This is a genomic window from Fructilactobacillus sp. X2R1C3, from assembly GCF_059901425.1.
Genome location: NZ_JBWXUW010000004.1, coordinates 106,884 through 125,366, shown reverse-complemented (window position 1 = coordinate 125,366; position 18,483 = coordinate 106,884). Strand labels below are relative to the sequence as shown.

Below are 18,483 nucleotides of genomic sequence, written 5' to 3'. Positions count from 1 at the left end.
CAACTTGTTCCCAGCTTTCTAATTATCTTCTGTCCCACTTGTTATTTTATTTTTAAAGTTCTCCTGAACGTTTTCGGTCTTTAATACGGACCCAGTGAAGGCGTTAATCCGCCTGATGGAAACGTCCTTGGAGTTGCGGGTCTGGATGGCAATGACCCAAGTAGGGATGTAGACCCCGTTATTATTAATGTTTAACAATTTAGTGTACGATCTTCTGGTCCAAAGCACCTTTGAGTTGTTAGGAATCTCATTGTACTGGTAGAGCCAGATCAGTGCTCGTTCTTCCGAAATGGTCTCAGAACTCTCATGTAAAATCTTGATGTTGTTAAGCGCCGTTTGCGTATAACTCTTAATATTCCCGTCGTCATCTAAATAGAAGATGATTCTGGCATTATTGTCCATCAAATTACTCGTCAAAGCCTTCTGGATGTAGACAATCTTACTTGAATTGGACTGGTTTTGGTCGTACTCATAGTCTTCACCGTTAATCACAAAACTCTTTCTTTTCATGAGCGGATCCAGCGTGTTCTGCGGATTGCGATTATCAATGTCAATCGGCGTCCGCAACGTACTTACGACCGCGCCGTTTTCAAAACGCGCGTCCTGATTTTTCAAGTTGCCCATCTCACTAGCGAGATTACCATCATTAGAAGCGGAAATGTAGTAACCGTTAGAGCGCTTATTGGAGAGCTTCCCAACGGAAATCTCATCCCTGCGCATCTCTTTGATAATGGTGGAGTTCGCACTACTTTGACTCGTGTTCTCCGACTGCATGTTTTGGTTTTGGACAATCATTAGGACCAAGAAGACGTCCAAAATAATGAAAGCCAGCAAGAAGATCTCTTGAATTCGCTTAAAATTCATTAGAAGCTCTCCTTTCCGGTCCCATTGCCGATTAACTGGGAGTTAATCCAGGTGCCATCGTAGTTAACGAACCAGGATGGCTGTAGCGTAATCAACTGCTTGTTGTTCTTTTCGGAAACGACCTGATAACCAAGGGTGATGGATCTGACCTTCTTCATGTCAATTCCCTGAGCGGACAGTTGGTTTAGGACCGTCCCGGTGCTTGGCAACGTGGTACTCTCAGCGTTGGTTGGAATTGGGATTTGAAAACTCAATAACGAGAACTCGTAGCGGGTGGCGCCACCGTTCCCCATCTTAAACGAACAAGTCCCTAGTCGTTTCTGATTGAAGACGGGATAGCCCTCCACAAACGTTCGGTAGGTGACGGTGTTTTTGACCGGATTATAGCTGTCAAAACGAGCATTATCTAGTGGAATTCCCAGCTTAGTAGCGTAGCGATAAGCCGAGTTCAAAACTTCCGCGTAACTGTGACCCCGCTTACTCTGCTGGTAATCCTGATAGATAACGTTGTCCTCATTGTCAAAGTTTAACGACTGGTCTCGGCTACTGTAGGTCGTACTCTTCTTTCTGTGCTTGACGCTGGTATCAGTCGTGTTACCAAGCACCCGATTAATGTAAGCCGTCTGGGACTGTTCGGCGAGTAAGTACCCGTAGTTACGCATCTTAACCCGGTTCGGGTAGAAGAGAAACGGACGATCGTTTAACGTCCGCATCTGGACGTCCACACTTTGAACTTTCGTGGTGAGAATGTTCTGTAACTTGGCTAAATTCCGCTTTTTGGTGGTAACCTGGTACACGTGGTAACCATCATCGCCTAGCAGGTAAAAGTGGGTGCTATCATTTAGCGGAATGACCATACGATCAACGTTAAAATCATTCTTTTTCACCTGGTTATTAAAAATCTTACTCAATAAATTAACCGGAACCTCGCCACCGTAGTTAAGCATCAGCGAATTTTCGGAGTTAAGGGTATCGATATACCGCTTTTGGTTATCTTTTGAGACCTCTTTGATTGACTTGACCTTATAGGTCTTGATGTTTTTGACGATTTCACCGGTCAAACTCGTAGTCTCACTTGTAAGCGACTTCTGCTTCCCGCTCTTAGAGGTTGAAATAACCTCGGTGGGGGAATAGATATCGTAACGATTCTTAGAAGAAACTTCGCTTTTAAGCGTAGCTGACTTGTCCTGGTGCATCCGACTCCCAAAGCGAGCTGGATTGACCAGTAGTGCCACGATGAGCACCAAACTGACTAGTACGGCAATGCACAGTGAAACCGGTAAAATATAAGGTTTAAGCTTCTCCTTCATCCCAAAGATCCTCCTCGACTGGTTCGTTTGGTAGTGAGATATAGAACGTTGAACCCTTTCCTTCAACACTATCGACCCAAATATGGCCGCCAAAGGCCTCCACAATTTCCTTGGAAATTGCGAGCCCCAGTCCACTTCCACCTTGAGCCCGTGAACGAGCCTTATCGACCCGATAGAAACGATCGAAAATGTGTTTAATGGCTTTTCGTGGCATTCCGAGTCCCTGATCGGAAATACTCATGATGATGCGGTTATTTTGTTCATACAGCCGACAGGTAATGACGCCACCGTCTGGTGAGTACTTGATCGCATTATTCATGATGTTATCAATTACCTGGGTAAAGCGGTCGGTATCAATATCGGCCCATAGATCCTGTTTAGTAAAGTCTCGTTTAATGGAATAATTCTTCTTTTTCGGATTATCATCGGTCTTAATGATCATGTCAAAACGATCCAAGATGTAGTTAAAGAGCTTGTTGATGTTAACTAATTCCGTATCGTACTTCTGGGTTCCAGAATCCATCCGTGACAGTGTCAAGAGGTCGTTGATCATTCGAATCATCCGGTCGGTCTCGTCCTGAGTGACCTTCAAAAACTTGGGTGCCAACTCTTTGTCCTTCCAGGCGCCGTCCTGTAAGGCTTCAATGTAAGAATGCACACTAGTTAAAGGCGTTCGGAGTTCGTGTGAAACATTGGATACGAACTGCTTTCGATCGTCATCAATCTTTTGTTGCAGGGTGATGTCATGAAACACGCAAACAAGCCCATTAATAAAGCCGGATTCGCGTTGAATCAACGAAAAATGAGCGGACAAAATTAACTTATGGTCATGATCGGAGAAGTCCAAGTTGACCTGCCCCGGGTCCTCAATCAAATTCTTCAGTGTGAAACGGTCGCGTAAGTGCAAGACATCCAGGATGGATTTACCGATGACCTGTTGCTTACTAACCCCTAGGAAACTAAGCGCCTCATCGTTAATGATGATGACGTTTCCACGGCGGTCCGTGGCAACAACCCCGTCGGTCATGTTATCTAAGACCGAATCCAATCGCCTTCGTTCTGACTCGGTTGACTCCTGTGATTCTTCAACTCGCACTGACAAGTTGTTGACGGCCTTCGCTAGTTGGCCCAACTCGTCATTTCCGTAGACCTTGACGTGCCCGGAATAATTTCCGCGCGCAATCTGTTCCGTTTGCTTCTTCATCGCGTCGATTGGCTTCGTAATGGCCCTCGAAATGATGAACGTTAACAGTAAGCCCAAGATGATGGCGACAATCGCCGCAAACAGGTAAATCAGGGTGATGCTGTTAATGTTTTGGTAAACCGGGTTCAGATTAGCCCGAACGTAGACGACTCCTTCCATGTTGTTCTCGTTTCCCTGACTGTTAATCAAAGGCGTAATCATGGTGTAGTAACGGTTCCCATCACTGTAGGTGTTTTTCTCGATGGTTTTACCGTTATTTAAGGCGTTCTTGATGTCATTGTCGGTGGTCTTTTGCCCCACTAACGACTGGTCACTACTCTGATTGGTTCCACGGATGTTTCCCCTGGAGTCAACCACCAGAATGTCATCAGAGTTGTTGGTATCAACGTCTTCCAGGATCGTCTGAATCTGCTTATTAGCCTTCGTTTGATTCTTTTTGGCTAACTGCTTTTTAAGGGATGTATTAACGTAGGGCTTCAGTTGAATGGAGTCCTTAAACGTATTCAAATTTTGGTACTCGAGTTGACGCACAAAAACGGCACCCACTACTTCCAAGGTAATGATCATCATTAAGGCGAAAACTAACGCAATCTTAAAATGAATGGACCTTAAAAAGTGCCAACGTCTTTTCTTCTTCATTACATGAATACCTCTAAACTAATCAATTTGGGTTATTCTTCCTTTTCGGAATCCCGCAGGTAATAACCAACCCCACGTCTGGTTACTAACCACTTGGGGTGACTTGAATCATCTTCAATTTTTTCTCGTAAACGACGTACGGTCACGTCGACGGTGCGAACGTCACCGAAGTAATCGTAGCCCCAGACGGTCTGAAGCAAGTGCTCTCTGGTCATCACCTGACCAATGTGTTGGGCCAGATAATGAAGAAGTTCGAATTCTCGGTGGGTCAAGTCCACGCCCTTCCCGCGTTTAGTAACGGAGTAAGAGTCGGGATGAATTACCAGGTCACCAATTTCAATGTCGTGATTATCGTCCTTGCCTTCACCAGCTGAGCCAGTGATATTCTGCCGCCTCAAGTTGGCCTTAACCCGGGCCACAAGTTCACGGTTAGAAAATGGTTTGGTAACGTAATCATCGGCACCAAGCTCCAGTCCGAGCACCTTATCAAGTTCGGAATCCTTGGCGGTTACCATAATAATTGGCATGTTGTGGGTCTTTCGCACTTCCTTAGCAACTTCCAGACCATCGACCTTTGGCAACATCAGGTCAAGAATAATGAGGTCAGGCGTGTTACTATCAACCTTATCAAGGGCCTCTTGTCCATCGTGGGCGACGTCAACGTCAAATCCTTCTTTGGTTAAACTAAATTTTTCAATGTCTGTAATTGGTTTTTCATCATCGACAACTAGAATTTTTTTCTTCATAATATTATTTGTCTCCTTTGGACTACTGGTAGTCCCTATATCAATCAAGTTTGGGATCAAGGCTTATTTTACGCTCAATCCTAGTTAAATTGTAACACATCAAATTACTCGCTTCACGTTATTCAACAACTGTTATTAATTAACAACGACTCGCTTCAGTATTTCTTCCGTCGCTTCAATTTCGCATTTTTTGTAAATTAGTGTTGCATGGGTTTTTGCGGTATGCTATTATAATAAATGTACTTTTGATTTGGGCAGTTAGCTCAGCTGGCAGAGCAACGGACTCTTAATCCGTGGGTCCAGGGTTCGATCCCCTGACTGCCCATCACATATCATGATTATGGTTAACGCCATGATCTTTTTTTATACCATTAATTTCAGCGCAAAATGAAAGACCTACTTTATTTACGGCAGGTCTTTCATTTTTTATTTTTTAATTGCTAAAATCTCGGTTAAAATTGCTAAAACAGCACAGAGACCTGCCATCGCTAAACCAATCCAAATCAAGCTCTGATCCTCAATGAATGGGATTAGGATCAAAAACATCGCGGCCAAAAAGGCCAAGATTAACGATAGGACATGTTGCTTTTTCACATTTAACACCTCTAATCCTTGAACCCCATGGGATTACATCAATTGTTTCACGTGGAACAATTATCATTTAAAACAGTGACATCTGTTGATGGTCAATCTCACCTAATTCTTTCAGCTGGTCGCTTACGATCCTTTCACCCTTTTCAGTGAAAGTCGCGTTGACGTACAGTTTATCTGCTCCGCACGGTTGAGGTAAATTAAAGTGGCCAATTTCTGGGACCATTAACTGTTCCTTAATGCTCAGATCACTCGGACTATTGTTACCCTTAAGCCATTTAACGGTGTAGTGGTGCGTTCTTAGAAACCGGTAGAAGTCACGCTTGGTCATTTCCATTCCACTCGCTTGTAACTCAACGTAAACGTCATCAATCGATTTAGTGGTCTGGTTCTGCTTTAAACTATTTCCGTAACGCAGCAAGATGGGTCTAACCTGCTGCTGAATCCAACGAACTAGTCGGTCGGAATCATCATAGCCACTCAAAGAAACTAAGTCACAGGCTCCCTTAATGGTTAATCGTTTAACTCCCATCTTTGTCACTAATCCGTTCGGTAGTCGTGGCACCGTTTTGAGTTTCAGTAACTTGACCACGTCCAAATAGTCAAAATAGATGTTTGATCCATCGAAACTAACGGTCAGTGGATACCCACGAAAACCACCTACATCAATTACCTGCACGTTCTCACCTCCAACTAGTCTTTAATGTCATTTAAGATCCACACTGAGATTGCTGCCAAAACCATGGTAACCGCCGCAATCACAAAAATGTTGGCGATTGATCCAATTGCCATCACCACTATTGGACTGGCAATTGAAGCCACGATTTGCGGAATACAAATTTGCACGTTAAACAGCCCCATGTACACACCAATGTACTTTCCCGGAATTTCACGGGTCACAAACGTTAGCGGGTAGACCGACACACCAGCCCATCCAATCCCGATCAGGATAAACGCAAGCACCTGCAAGAAAACGGTATGAGCGAGCGCGGACATTAAGAAGCCGGCGCCGCCAATCACCAGGCTAATTGAAAAAAGCAGCTTATACTTTCGTTGTGGGATTCGCGACAGTAAGAGTGAGACAATCACGGCCGACAGGGCATAAACAGCGGATAAAATTCCGAACAAATTACCACCGGACTGATAACCACTGCTCATCGGATTGGTCGTGTTGAAGACGTTTTTGGCAATGATACTCGTCCCGTACATCCACATGTAGGCAAAGCCAATATAAGCAAAGAGTTGAATGATTGATACTACCCAGAAAACCCGGGGCGCATCCTTTAAAAGCATCCATGTACTCTTTTTGGCCCGTTCACCATTCTGTTCCAGTCCATGGTAGTCATTGAACTGTTTGGGCGGGTACTCGTCAACTTTCATGACGGTAATAAACGTACAGAAAATTAAAACGACCACCGCCACGTAGAACGAAAAGATGACCGAATTAGGAATCATCCCTTTACTAGCGGTATTACTTACCCCGAGTTCAGTGAAGACCCACGGTGATAAACACGCTAGCACACTTCCGATGTTTAAGAAAAAGCTCTGAATCGAGTAAGCAAACCCACTCTGACGCTGATTAACCATGTCACCAATCAACATCTTGTAGGGTTGCACACACATGTTAAACGCAATCATTAAGACCAGCGTGATGACGGCAGCCAAAGAAATGGTAATGATGCTCGGCCAACCAAAATCACCAACGTTCGGCAAAAGAAACAGGGTAATGGCGGAAGCAACGGTTCCAATAATCAGGTAGGGAATTCTTCTGCCCCATTTGGGCACCCAGGTTCGATCGGACCACGCTCCCACTAGCGGTTGCACAAATAATCCCGCAATTGGGGGAATGATAAACAGAAGCCCTAAAAGACTCGGAGACGTCCCGAGGGTCTGAAAAATTCTTCCAAGTTGCGAATTCATTAAGCCAAACGCCATTTGGACTCCAAGAATTCCAAAGGATAGAAACCAGATTGCAGCCGTGGTAAGTTTTGGCAATCCTTGTGTCTTTTCGTTGTTATTCATTGAAAATCCTCTCAATCATTCTTAATTTTAATAAAAAAGGTCACTTACTCTGTAAGTGGCCTTTTATTGTACACCATCATTTGAAGCGTATGAAATCGATGAAAACTTGTTATACGATTTAATAAAGAGCAATTTAACCGTTCCTCTGGGACCCGAACGATTCTTCTCGATGATAACTTCAACTTCGCCAACGTTATCATCATCATTTTCACCACCGGAACGTGGATCTTGATCCTCATCGTCTGAATCGTGTTCATAATAATCCTCTCGGTATAAGAACGCAACAATGTCAGCATCCTGTTCAATTGAACCCGATTCACGAATATCAGACAGCACCGGACGCTTGTCCTGACGCTGTTCCACCCCACGTGAAAGCTGGGATAACGCAATCACTGGCACCTGAAGTTCATTGGCCAGCTTTTTAAGTTGTCTGGAAATCTCAGACACTTCCTGTTGCCGATTTTCCTTATTACTACCCTCAATTAACTGGAGGTAGTCGACCACAATCAGCCCTAGGTTCCCCGTTTGTTTTGCCAAACGACGACAGTTGGCTCTGATTCCAGCCATTTTATTTCCGGGAGTGTCATCAATGTAAATGTGGGCCTTTGAAAGACTACCCATCGCGATGACTAAGTTCTGCCACTCCTCTTCGGTCAACTGACCCGTTCGTAGGTGATTAGCGTCAATGCTACCTTCCGCACACAACATTCGGTTCACTAACGACTCCGCGCTCATTTCCAAACTGAAAATGGCCACCGTCTTGTCGGTCTTGGTTCCCACGTTTTGCGCAATGTTTAACGCAAAGGCGGTTTTTCCAACGGCCGGTCTGGCGGCTAAAATCATCAATTCACCAGGATGAAGCCCGGTTGTCATCTTATCGAGCTCGTGATAACCGGTCGCAAGGCCCGTGATGTCGTCCCCACCATTTTGAGAAAGTTGATCAATCTTTGTAAATGATTCGTTTAAAACGTCCTTGATGTTCTTAAATCCCGACTGATTACGGTCCTCTGAGACGTTCATAATGTCACGTTCGGCATTATCTAAGAGGTCTTCGACGTCTTCGGACTGTTCGTAACCTTGAGTGGCAATGTTAGTAGCCGTCTGAATTAAGCGCCTGAGCACGGCCTTATTTCTGACAATTTTAGCGTAGTAGACCAAGTTAGCGGCCGTAGGAACGGCGTTGCTCAGATCAATGATGTAAGGCACACCACCAACGTCTTCCAGTTGGTCACGCTGCTTCAAAAGATCGGTCACGGTCACGGCATCAATGCCCTGATCGTCATCATTTAAATCCAACATCGCCTTAAAAATTAACTGGTGAGCCCGCTTGTAGAAGTCATCTGGATTCAGGTATTCCATCGCGTCAACCAAACCGTCGGTACTCAGAAAAATGGAACCCAAAACGGCCTTTTCGGCCTCAATATTTTGTGGTGGCGTGTGATCATTTAAAGTATCGTTGTTCATTATCGACTCTTTTCTAACTGCAACTTACGATTATTTTTCGCTTACGTGAACCCGAATTTGAGCGGAAACTTGGGGATGAACCTTAACGGGAACATCGGTGTAACCCATGGCCTTGATTGGTTCACTAAGTTCAATCTTCCGCTTATCCAGTTTAATGTTGTACTGATCTAAAAGTCCCTGGGCAATCTGTTTACTGGTAATGGAACCGAACAAGCGCCCGTCAGATCCAGCCTTAGCCTTCAACTCAACAACGGTTTTGTCATTTTCAAGCTCTTTTTTCAGTTTCTTGGAATCTGCTAATTCCTCTTGCTCGTGCTCCTGTTCAACGTGTTGTTGAGCCTTTAACTCACTGATGGCTTGCTTGGTAGCTTCTTTAGCAAGACCTTTTTTAATCAAAAAGTTGTTGGCGTACCCAGACGGCATGTCCTTAACCTCGCCCCGGTTTCCCTTACCTTTAACATCGCTTAAAAAGATTACTTTCATTTTAAATCACTCCTTGTTTACTAATAATTTAACAGATTTAAACTAATTCTGCTATTTGTCCGTTTTTTCATCGTTATTAACGATTTTATCAATGGCACCCAGCAGCGTCTTCTTAACTTCTGAAACACTTTCATCGGGAATTTGCGTGGCTCCCGCTGATAAGTGGCCACCCCCACCGAGTGCTTCCATAATCAACTGAACGTTAATGTTACCATTACTTCGTGCCGAAATTCCAATGTTACCGTTCGTTCGCTTAAAGACGATAAACGAGGCTTCCACTCCGTCAATTGTCAAAAGCGAATCAACCGCTTGTGCAGCAATGACAGAATCATACTCCTTATCATCTTCAGCGGTGATCAGGGCCATGTTCTCATCAATCTGTTCCATCATGGAAATCAGGTGGTTTCGTGCCATGTAATTATTGATGCTTTCCTTCATGAAATCGGCCATTTCGTCAGCATTAGCACCAGCTGACCGCAGATAACTCGCTGCGTCAAACGTTCTCGTTCCCGTCCTAATGGTAAAGGATTGGGTGTCAACCACAATCCCACTCAGCATGGCGGTTGCTTCTAGCTGGTTGATGGGATCGGCGTCTTGAGACTGGTACTCAAACATTTCGGTAATCAGTTCACAGGCCGAAGAAGCGTAGGGTTCAATGTAAACCAGGATCGGATTCTCGGGGAAGTCCTCACCACGTCGGTGATGGTCGATGATGACCACGCGGTTCTTTAAGCGTTTGTACAGGTCACCTGAAACCCCCATGTCAGGCTTGGAATGGTCAACCATAATCAGCAGACTGTTGTCAGTGGCCCTTTTCAACGCCTTATCCGGGGTAATAATTGATTCCTTAATGTCTGGATAATCATCAATCGCGTTTAATAACCGCTTGATGTCAGAGTGCGGCTCTTCGTCATCCATCACGATCCAACACTGCTTCCCGTTCATCTGGGCAATCCGTCTAATTCCCATGGCGGCTCCCATTGCGTCCATGTCAGGTTGGGCGTGCCCCTGAACGAAGATCTGATCCGATTCTTTCATTAGTTCCTGTAAAGCGTGGGAAATCATTCGCGCTCGGACCCGCGTTCGTTTCTCCATTGGGTTCGTCTTTCCACCGTAGTAGCGGGCTTCTTTGTCCTTGGCCTTGACGACGACCTGATCGCCACCACGACCAAGGGCTAAATCAAGGTTACTTTGGGCCTGGTCGGCCAGATTATTTAAGTTATTATCATCGTATGAAATTCCCATACTAAGGGTCAACGGCAGGTTTTGTTTAGAGGTATTCTCACGAATTACGTCTAAAATCTTGAATTTATCCGCCTCAATCTGATTTAACGCGGAAACGTACAACAGAATAAAGTAATGATCGGCATCAATTCGTTTTAGAAAAATCCCGTATTCCTGCGCCCACGAACTCAGTTCATTGGTGATGTAGTTTCTCAGGTTTGAGACGTCCTGGTCACTCATTGATTGCGTAATTTCGTCAAAGTTATCCAGAAAAATCTGTCCGACCGCAATTTTACCGTTCTCATACTTACTTTCAATCTCCGCATAGTGGGTAATGTCCATCATGTAGACGGTGTTGTATTCCTTTTGAATCAACATGTCGAACATGTGCCCGCGCCAGGTAACCTCAATCGGCTTGGTCTGGTCAAGGTTGGCCTGAATGATGTCAAAGAGGTCCGGAGCAGAATGGTCAAGTGGATAGCCGACCACTTCCGTACTATCAAAGTACGGTTGTAAATATGGGTTAATCCACTCCACCACGTGTTTATCATCAAAGATTAAGATCCCAATCGGCATCTCAAGCAACGACTCCTGTTGCCCGCGCATGATTTGATAGGACAGATCGTTGATGTACTTATCGGATTCTTCACCCACGCGGTTCATCGTGTTAATGGTGTAGACGAGTCCCACACAAGCAATCAGTAAAAGAACGATTCCGATAAAGAAGTTGTAGAGAAAGGCAATTACTAGTCCCAAAATCAATGAAATTGCAATAAAAATCGTAATTTTTCTTAATCGTGTATTTTTTAAAAATGGCGGCAACGTCATTTGTGAAAAGAATTTCTTCATAGTAACTCCCATCTTTTCTCCATTATTTCTTCCATTTTATCACATTGAGGCCACCCCAATAATAGGATAAAAAAAGACCTAACTAAATTAGTTAAGTCTCAGATTCTTCATTAGTCACCAACTACGAATGGCATTAAACCCATGATGCGGGCACGCTTGATCGCAATGGTCAACTTACGTTGGTTTTTAGCGCTTGTTCCGGTAACTCGACGAGGTAAAATCTTACCACGTTCTGATACGAAACGTCTTAACAAATCAACGTCTTTGTAATCAATGTATTCAATGTGATTAGCGGCGATAAAGTCAACCTTACGGCGACGATGGCCACCTCTTCTTTGTTGAGCCATGTGTAATTCCCTCCTAAAACATTAATCAAATCGTTCCATTAAAATGGAAGATCATCATCGGAAATATCAATCTGGTCTCCAGAGTTAGCAAACGGATCGTTCGAATTGTCGTTACCCTTGCTATTGTTAGGAGTGGCTTGACCACTCGTCTTTGGAGTTCCAAATGGATTTTCGCTAGGAGCGTGATTGCCACCGTTGTTTGCTTGACCCTGACCATTCCCGTTCTGTGAACGTGGTTCAAGTAGGGTGAAGTTCTCAACGACTACTTCGGTAACATAAACTCGTTGGCCTTGCTTGTTTTCGTAATTTCGGGTCTGAATCCGACCTTCGATTCCAACAAGTGACCCCTTATGCACGAAGTTGGCAAAGTTTTCAGCTGATTTGCGCCAAATGACACAGTTGACGAAGTCAGCTTCCCGATCACCATTCGAGTTAGTGAAACGACGGTCAACAGCTAGCGTAAAAGTACCCACTGCTGCGCCGTTTTGGGTGTATCGCAAATCAACGTCTCGTGTTAAGCGTCCAGTAAGAACTACTGTATTAATCATACTGAAAAACTCCTTTCATTCTAAATTATTTGTCGTCTCTTCTTACGATCATATGACGTAAGATGTCTTTATTAAACTTAGCAAGACGGTCAAACTCGTCTAGACCTTGGTCGTTGTCGCCTTCCTCAACGTTAACAATGTGGTAAGTACCTTCATTGTAACCGCCGATTTCGTAAGCAAGACGACGTTTTTGCCAGTCTTTTGAATCGATTACGTTTGCACCGTTATCAGTCAAGATCTTATCGAATCGGTTGACCAAGTCAGTCTTGGCAGCATCGTCGATATCTGGTCTGATGATGTAAGTAATTTCGTATTTGTTTTCCATGAATTACACCTCCTTGTGGACTGTCGGCTCTCCAGTGATTTGAAGAGCAAGGGGAGTCAATTAAAATCTAATTAAACTCACAACGACTGATTATATCATTGATTGTTATTTACTTCAATAAGACATTTGAGACGTTGACTTGCGATACATGATTAAATACGAAGCATTTATTAAATCTTTTTTTTAATCACCATTATAAATTGAATTTTTTACGACTACGTAATCAACTTTTCTAATGGCATCGATGTCTTTTCCACCAGCATAAGAAATTGATGACTGCAAGTCTTCCTGCATTTCTCTTAAAGTGTCGTAAATGCTGCCCTTAAACGGAACCAGCAGCTTCTTACCCTCGACGTTTTTGTAGGCGCCCTTTTGAAATTGCGATGCGGAACCAAAATACTCTTTGTACTCTTTGCCGTCTTTTTCAACTTTTTTACCGGGTGACTCTTCGTGACCCGCAAACATCGATCCAATCATGCACATTGTAGCACCAAAGCGAATTGATTTGGCGATATCACCGTCGGTCCGAATCCCACCGTCAGCGATGATCGGCTTTCTGGCACCTTTAGCACAGTAACGAATGGCGGCTAGTTGCCATCCCCCTGTTCCAAATCCGGTCTTAATCTTGGTGATGCAGGCTTTCCCGGGTCCAATCCCGACCTTGGTAGCGTCCGCTCCAGCATTTTCAAGTGCCCGGACGGCTTCTGGCGTTCCGACGTTTCCGGCAATCAGGAAGGTGTCGGGCATTTGTTCTTTGACGAATTTAATCATATTGATAACCGAGTCTGAGTATCCGTGAGCAATATCAATCGTGATATATTCAGGAATTTGGTTGGCTTTGACTAACTCCTTAATGAAATCATACTCGCCAGGCTTAACCCCAATACTGATGGAGGCAAACACGCCATCAGCGTGCATCTTTTTAACAAAATCAAGTCGTTTTTCGGGTTGAAAACGGTGCATGACGTAAAAATAGCCGTTTTTGGCGAGGCTTTCGGCTAAATCAGCATTAATGACCGTCTGCATGTTGGCGGGTACGACCGGAATCTTGAACTTACGGCCACCAAATTCAACGGAAGTATCACACTCACTTCTAGAATTGACCACACACTTATTCGGAATCAGTTGAATATCTTCGTAATCAAACACGTCCATCTTCATAACTCTCCTTGATTATTTTACGAACTATTTTGTCAAATTTACTTTGATTGTTTCAAACACAACCAATATCATAATCGAATTGACCCATTTAATCAACATGAAAGTGCCAATTTACGAATATTAGCCATAAATTTAGCCAAAAAAATAGCACTACCGTTAACGTAGTGTTATTTTAAAGCATTATTCTTCGGATTGATCAGTAGATGAAGCTGGTTCATTGACCTTTGACTCATTCTCTTCATCCTTAGCAACGACAGCCATCGTCGCAACTTTGGCATGATCATCGACTCGGATTAAGTGAACTCCAAGGGTGGCACGACCAGTCTCTGAAACGTTATTAACCGCAAACCGAATCATGACTCCCATGTTAGTGATTAACATGATGTCTTCATCGCCAGTCACGGTACTCAACCCAACTAGTGGACCATTCTTCTTGGTAACGTTTGACGTCTTGATTCCTTTACCACCACGACCCTTGATCGGGTAGTCGGCGGCTTTCGTGCGTTTCCCGTATCCATTTTCAGAAATGACAAACACGTCACTATCCGGTGTCAGGATGGCCGCTCCAACGACATAGTCGTTTGGTCTAAGGCGAACTCCTCTAACACCTGAAGCCGAACGTCCCATGGAACGAACGTCATCGGCCTTAAAGCTAACGGCGTATCCCAAGTGGGTCCCAATGATCATGTTGTCACCATTATCAACGATTGAAACGCCAATTACTTCGTCATTATCGTGTAAGTGAATGGCCTTCAAACCGTTCTTTCTGATGTTCAAGAAGTCAGAAACCGGAGTCCGTTTAACCGTTCCTAGCTTAGTGGTAAAGAACAGGTACTTGTCCTGATCGTTGTGTTGAGAAGAAATACTGATGACCGTCTGGATCTTCTCATTTTGACCTAAGTTTAAGAGGTTAACAATTGGAATTCCCTTCGCTGATCGTCCATATTCCGGAACTTCGTAGGCTTTCATACTATAAACTTTGCCAGCGTTGGTGAAGAACAAGAGTCGATCATGGGTTGCCGTTGACAGGAGGTGTTCAATGAAATCGTCCTTATTAACGCCCATTCCTTGAATTCCACGACCCCCACGATTCTGGGCCTTGAACTCATCGGTTGGTAACCGTTTAATGTAGCCATTGTGGGTCAACGTAATTACGACGTTTTCCTCTTCGATTAGGTCTTCGTCCTCAATGCTGGTAATTTCACCAACCAGCAATTCAGTCCGACGTTTGTCACCAAACTTCTTCTGAATCTCAAGGAGTTCATCGTAAATGATGCCGTTGATTCGTTTTCGACTGCTTAAAATGTCCTTGTAATCTTTAATGTTAGCCAGTAATTTGTTGTGTTCGTCGGTAATCTTGCCACGTTCCAGTCCAGTTAAACGAACCAGTCGCATGTCCAAGATCGCCTGGGCTTGCTTGTCGTCTAAATCAAAATTACTAATCAGTTCGTTTTTGGCAATATCGCCGGTCGCAGAATTACGAATAATCTTGATGACAGCGTCAATGTTGTCAAGGGCAACCAGTAAACCTTCCAGAATGTGAGCTCGAGCCTGTGCCTTACGCAAATCAAACTTAGTTCTTCTGGTAATAACTTCCACCTGGTACTCCAGGTAGTACTGCAGAATTTGTTTCAGACTCAAGACTTTCGGAGCCCCATCAACGATGGCTAGCATGTTGAAACTAAAGGAGGTTTGCATCAGGGTTAATTTGTACAGATTGTTCAAGATAACTTCAGCTGAAGCATCCCGTTTGACATCAATCACAACCCGCATTCCGTCCTTATCGGACTCATCATTAATGGCGGTAATGCCCTCAATTCGTTTGTCCCTTACTAGTTCCGCAATCCGTTCGATTAACTTGGCCTTATTGACCATGTACGGCAATTCAGTCGCAATAATGCGCTGCTTGCCGTTTTTTTGTTCTTCAATGTCAACCTTGGCACGAACAATGATGCTACCACGGCCCGTTTCGTAGGCCTTTCTGATTCCAGATTTACCCATAACCACTCCCCCAGTTGGGAAGTCAGGTCCAGGAAGAGCTTCCATCAAATCATTGGTGGTAGCGTCTGGATTTCGCATCAAAATATGAATCGCACTAATTACTTCGCTTAAATTGTGAGGTGGAATGTTAGTGGCCATTCCAACCGCGATTCCAGAAGCTCCGTTTAAAAGGAGGTTCGGTATTCGAGCCGGTAAGACCACTGGTTCACGCTCAGTCCCATCGTAGTTGGGCTGAAAATCAACGGTGTCCTTGTTAATGTCACGCAACATTTCCATCGCAATCTTGGAGAGTCGCACCTCGGTGTAACGCATGGCAGCGGCACCATCACCGTCGACGGAACCAAAATTTCCGTGTCCGTCAACTAGCATGTAACGATAACTAAATTCCTGAGCCATTCTAACCATGGCCTCGTACACGGAACTGTCACCGTGAGGATGGAATTTTCCTAGAACATCCCCAACAATTCGCGCGGATTTCTTGTAAGGCTTATCCGGTGTAACTCCTAGTTCGTGCATGTCGTATAGGATCCGACGATGAACCGGTTTCAAACCGTCACGAACGTCAGGAAGCGCACGGGACACAATCACACTCATTGCATAATCCAAGAATGATGATCTCATCTTCTTCGATAATTCAATGTTTTGAACTCGACTTGGTTTATTATTTTCTTCATTTGCCAAGAGATTTTGCCTCCATTCCTTGTTAAATCAGTCAATTAACCTAATTGTTTCACGTGAAACAATTTATACATCCAGGTTTTCAACAAAGGTTGCGTTGTCTTCAATAAACTTCCGTCTTGGAGCCACCTTTTCACCCATTAACATGGTGAAGGCTTCTTGAGCAGCCGAAGCATCATCAGAAGTAACCCTTAGTAAACGACGATGATCTGGATTCATGGTGGTGTCCCACAACTGTGAGGCATCCATTTCGCCTAAACCTTTGTATCGTTGAATTTGTGGTTTTGGTGAAGCTGGAAGTTGAGCTAACAACTCCTGAAGTTCTTCATCAGAATCAACGTATCGTTGGAACTTATTTCCCTGACGAACTCGGTACAACGGTGGCTGGGCAATGTAGACGTATCCAGCATCAATCATTGGACGCATGTAGTTATAAATTAAGGTGAGAAGCAAAATCTGGATGTGGGCCCCATCGACATCGGCATCGGTCATGATGATTAACTTGTGGTAGTTAACCTTATTAATGTCGAAGTCACTGCCAAAGCCAGTCCCCATCGCGGTAAACAAAGAACGAATTTCTTCGTTGGCAAGAATTTTTTCCATCGTGGCCTTTTCAACGTTTAAAATCTTGCCACGAATTGGCAGGATGGCCTGCGTCAGTCTAGAACGACCCTGTTTAGCGGAACCTCCAGCCGAGTCACCTTCGACGATGAATAACTCGGAAACTTTCGGATCCTTACTAGTATTGTTAGCTAACTTCCCGGGTAAACTGTTGATTTCAAGTCCGCTTCGTTTTCTGGTTACTTCTCGAGCCCTTTTAGCGGCGGCTCGAGCTTTAGATGCCACGGAACCCTTCTCAACAATCTGTTCGGCAATTTGCGGATGTTCCATCATGAACTTGGAAAATTCCTGACCAAAAATGTGATTCGTAGCGGTTCTTGCATCAGAGTTACCAAGTTTGGTCTTGGTCTGACCCTCAAATTGAGGATCGGGATGCTTAACCGAAACGACCGCGGTCATTCCTTCTCGAACATCGTCACCAGAAAGATTCGGTTCGCTATCCTTAATTAAGTTGTTGTTTCTCCCGTAGTTATTGATAATTCGGGTCAATGCTTGCTTAAATCCTTCTTCGTGGGTTCCACCCTCATAAGTATTAATGTTATTAGTAAACGTCAAAAGGGTGCTGTGGTAATCGTTAGTGTACTGAATGGAAACTTCCACCGTGATGCCATTTTCCTGACCCTCAATGTAGATAGGATCCTTGAAGATTGGAGTCCGACCCCGATCAAGGAATTCTACGTAATGACGAATTCCACCTTCGTAGAAGAAATCGTGTTCCACGGGTTTTTCCGGACGATCGTCTCTGATTGTGATTCTTAAGCCTTTGTTTAAAAAGGCCAGTTCTCTAACACGAGTGGTCAAAGTCTTCATGTTAAAGGTCGTGGTCTCGGTAAAGATGTCTGGATCGGGAACAAAGTGGACCTTAGTTCCGTGGGCATCCCTGGGTGCGTCGCCAATGACTTTCATTGGGGTCTTGACGTGACCTCTTTCAAAGTCCATGTAGTAACGCTTACCGCCCTTGGTAACGACGACGTCCAGTTCCTTTGACAAGGCATTTACCACTGAGGCTCCAACTCCGTGAAGTCCACCAGATACTTTGTATCCGCCACCGCCAAATTTACCACCAGCGTGAAGAATGGTGAAGACGGTCTCTAAAGCCGACTTACCGGTATCTTTTTGGGTGTCAACGGGAATTCCCCGACCGTTATCCACGACCGTAATACTATTATCTTTTTCCACGGTAACGTTGATTTCGTCAGCAAAACCCGCCAACGCTTCGTCAATTCCGTTATCGATAATTTCCCAAACTAAATGATGAAGTCCCTGTTCATTAGTGGCTCCAATGTACATTCCGGGACGCTTTCTGACCGCTTCCAGTCCCTTTAAGACCTGGATTTGGCTAGCGTCGTACTCCCCGGCCCGTTCCCTTTTTGCTTCTTTTTCTTGATCAGTCACTACAATTCCTC

Annotated in this window: 16 protein-coding genes and 1 tRNA gene; 1 reads left to right on the top strand and 16 read right to left on the bottom strand. The window is 44.4% G+C overall.

The genetic code is table 11. The annotated features are described in order from the left end of the window. Positions 1–18 precede the first annotated feature (18 nt). The 4 genes from AC6UDD_RS05665 to yycF are packed head-to-tail and all read right to left on the bottom strand — an operon-like array spanning position 19 to position 4,763. Entirely contained in the window at positions 19–864 is an 846-nt protein-coding gene (locus tag AC6UDD_RS05665) for a two-component system regulatory protein YycI (RefSeq protein ID WP_500719507.1), read from the bottom strand. Next, positions 864–2,174: a YycH family regulatory protein gene (locus tag AC6UDD_RS05660; RefSeq protein WP_500719505.1), complete on the bottom strand. Its 1,311-nt coding sequence runs from the start codon at positions 2,172–2,174 to the stop codon at positions 864–866. The genes AC6UDD_RS05665 and AC6UDD_RS05660 overlap by 1 nt, the downstream gene beginning before the upstream one ends. Continuing rightward, positions 2,158–4,017 (bottom strand): cell wall metabolism sensor histidine kinase WalK, encoded by a 1,860-nt coding sequence (walK, locus tag AC6UDD_RS05655; RefSeq protein ID WP_500719503.1) that lies wholly within the window; start codon positions 4,015–4,017, stop codon positions 2,158–2,160. Before walK ends, AC6UDD_RS05660 begins: the two co-directional genes overlap by 17 nt. Before the next feature lie 32 nt (positions 4,018–4,049). Next, positions 4,050–4,763: a response regulator YycF gene (gene yycF, locus AC6UDD_RS05650; protein ID WP_039143559.1), complete on the bottom strand. Its 714-nt coding sequence runs from the start codon at positions 4,761–4,763 to the stop codon at positions 4,050–4,052. A gap of 252 nt (positions 4,764–5,015) precedes the next feature. On the opposite strand from yycF, the gene AC6UDD_RS05645 reads away from it, so the two are divergent. Beyond that, positions 5,016–5,088 (top strand) — tRNA-Lys (locus AC6UDD_RS05645). A gap of 101 nt (positions 5,089–5,189) precedes the next feature. Here AC6UDD_RS05645 and AC6UDD_RS05640 read toward each other — a convergent pair. The 12 genes from AC6UDD_RS05640 to gyrB form a co-directional block, all read right to left on the bottom strand. Continuing rightward, the gene (locus AC6UDD_RS05640; RefSeq protein ID WP_500694667.1) at positions 5,190–5,357 is read right to left on the bottom strand and encodes a hypothetical protein; all 168 of its coding nucleotides are present in this window, start codon (positions 5,355–5,357) and stop codon (positions 5,190–5,192) included. Between the two features lie 67 nt (positions 5,358–5,424). Beyond that, on the bottom strand, positions 5,425–6,033 hold the full coding sequence (locus AC6UDD_RS05635; RefSeq protein ID WP_500719501.1) for a hypothetical protein: 609 nt from the start codon (positions 6,031–6,033) through the stop codon (positions 5,425–5,427). Between the two features lie 14 nt (positions 6,034–6,047). After that, entirely contained in the window at positions 6,048–7,376 is a 1,329-nt protein-coding gene (locus AC6UDD_RS05630; RefSeq protein ID WP_500719499.1) for an MFS transporter, read from the bottom strand. Between the two features lie 63 nt (positions 7,377–7,439). Then, a complete protein-coding gene (gene dnaB, locus AC6UDD_RS05625) occupies positions 7,440–8,840 on the bottom strand; it encodes a replicative DNA helicase (protein ID WP_500719497.1) in 1,401 nt (466 codons plus the stop codon). A gap of 30 nt (positions 8,841–8,870) precedes the next feature. Then, entirely contained in the window at positions 8,871–9,323 is a 453-nt protein-coding gene (rplI, locus tag AC6UDD_RS05620; protein WP_500719495.1) for a 50S ribosomal protein L9, read from the bottom strand. Positions 9,324–9,374: 51 nt separating this feature from the next. Beyond that, entirely contained in the window at positions 9,375–11,396 is a 2,022-nt protein-coding gene (locus AC6UDD_RS05615) for a DHH family phosphoesterase (RefSeq protein ID WP_500719493.1), read from the bottom strand. A 110-nt stretch (positions 11,397–11,506) separates the two neighbouring features. After that, positions 11,507–11,743, bottom strand: a complete 237-nt coding sequence (rpsR, locus tag AC6UDD_RS05610; protein WP_010022194.1) for a 30S ribosomal protein S18 — start codon at positions 11,741–11,743, stop codon at positions 11,507–11,509. 38 nt (positions 11,744–11,781) lie between these two features. Then, entirely contained in the window at positions 11,782–12,291 is a 510-nt protein-coding gene (ssb, locus tag AC6UDD_RS05605) for a single-stranded DNA-binding protein (RefSeq protein ID WP_500719491.1), read from the bottom strand. Positions 12,292–12,316: 25 nt separating this feature from the next. Beyond that, positions 12,317–12,616 carry a 30S ribosomal protein S6 gene (gene rpsF / locus AC6UDD_RS05600; RefSeq protein WP_500694200.1) on the bottom strand — a complete coding sequence of 100 codons (300 nt, stop codon included), beginning with the start codon at positions 12,614–12,616 and terminating at the stop codon, positions 12,317–12,319. Positions 12,617–12,799: 183 nt separating this feature from the next. Continuing rightward, positions 12,800–13,771, bottom strand: coding sequence for a GMP reductase (locus AC6UDD_RS05595; protein WP_500719489.1), 972 nt, complete (start codon positions 13,769–13,771; stop codon positions 12,800–12,802). 186 nt (positions 13,772–13,957) lie between these two features. After that, positions 13,958–16,399, bottom strand: coding sequence for a DNA gyrase subunit A (gene gyrA, locus AC6UDD_RS05590; RefSeq protein WP_500719631.1), 2,442 nt, complete (start codon positions 16,397–16,399; stop codon positions 13,958–13,960). 123 nt (positions 16,400–16,522) lie between these two features. Next, positions 16,523–18,472: a DNA topoisomerase (ATP-hydrolyzing) subunit B gene (gene gyrB / locus AC6UDD_RS05585; RefSeq protein ID WP_500719487.1), complete on the bottom strand. Its 1,950-nt coding sequence runs from the start codon at positions 18,470–18,472 to the stop codon at positions 16,523–16,525. Positions 18,473–18,483 lie beyond the last annotated feature (11 nt).

Coding starts and splice junctions, on each gene's coding strand:
- rpsR (WP_010022194.1), bottom strand. CDS start 11,743: ATGGCTCAACAAAGAAGAGGTGGCCATCGTCGCCGTAAGGTTGACTTT.
- yycF (WP_039143559.1), bottom strand. CDS start 4,763: ATGAAGAAAAAAATTCTAGTTGTCGATGATGAAAAACCAATTACAGAC.
- walK (WP_500719503.1), bottom strand. CDS start 4,017: ATGAAGAAGAAAAGACGTTGGCACTTTTTAAGGTCCATTCATTTTAAG.
- rpsF (WP_500694200.1), bottom strand. CDS start 12,616: ATGGAAAACAAATACGAAATTACTTACATCATCAGACCAGATATCGAC.
- AC6UDD_RS05595 (WP_500719489.1), bottom strand. CDS start 13,771: ATGGACGTGTTTGATTACGAAGATATTCAACTGATTCCGAATAAGTGT.
- AC6UDD_RS05630 (WP_500719499.1), bottom strand. CDS start 7,376: ATGAATAACAACGAAAAGACACAAGGATTGCCAAAACTTACCACGGCT.
- AC6UDD_RS05615 (WP_500719493.1), bottom strand. CDS start 11,396: ATGAAGAAATTCTTTTCACAAATGACGTTGCCGCCATTTTTAAAAAAT.
- AC6UDD_RS05660 (WP_500719505.1), bottom strand. CDS start 2,174: ATGAAGGAGAAGCTTAAACCTTATATTTTACCGGTTTCACTGTGCATT.
- gyrA (WP_500719631.1), bottom strand. CDS start 16,399: ATGAGATCATCATTCTTGGATTATGCAATGAGTGTGATTGTGTCCCGT.
- ssb (WP_500719491.1), bottom strand. CDS start 12,291: ATGATTAATACAGTAGTTCTTACTGGACGCTTAACACGAGACGTTGAT.
- rplI (WP_500719495.1), bottom strand. CDS start 9,323: ATGAAAGTAATCTTTTTAAGCGATGTTAAAGGTAAGGGAAACCGGGGC.
- AC6UDD_RS05665 (WP_500719507.1), bottom strand. CDS start 864: ATGAATTTTAAGCGAATTCAAGAGATCTTCTTGCTGGCTTTCATTATT.
- dnaB (WP_500719497.1), bottom strand. CDS start 8,840: ATGAACAACGATACTTTAAATGATCACACGCCACCACAAAATATTGAG.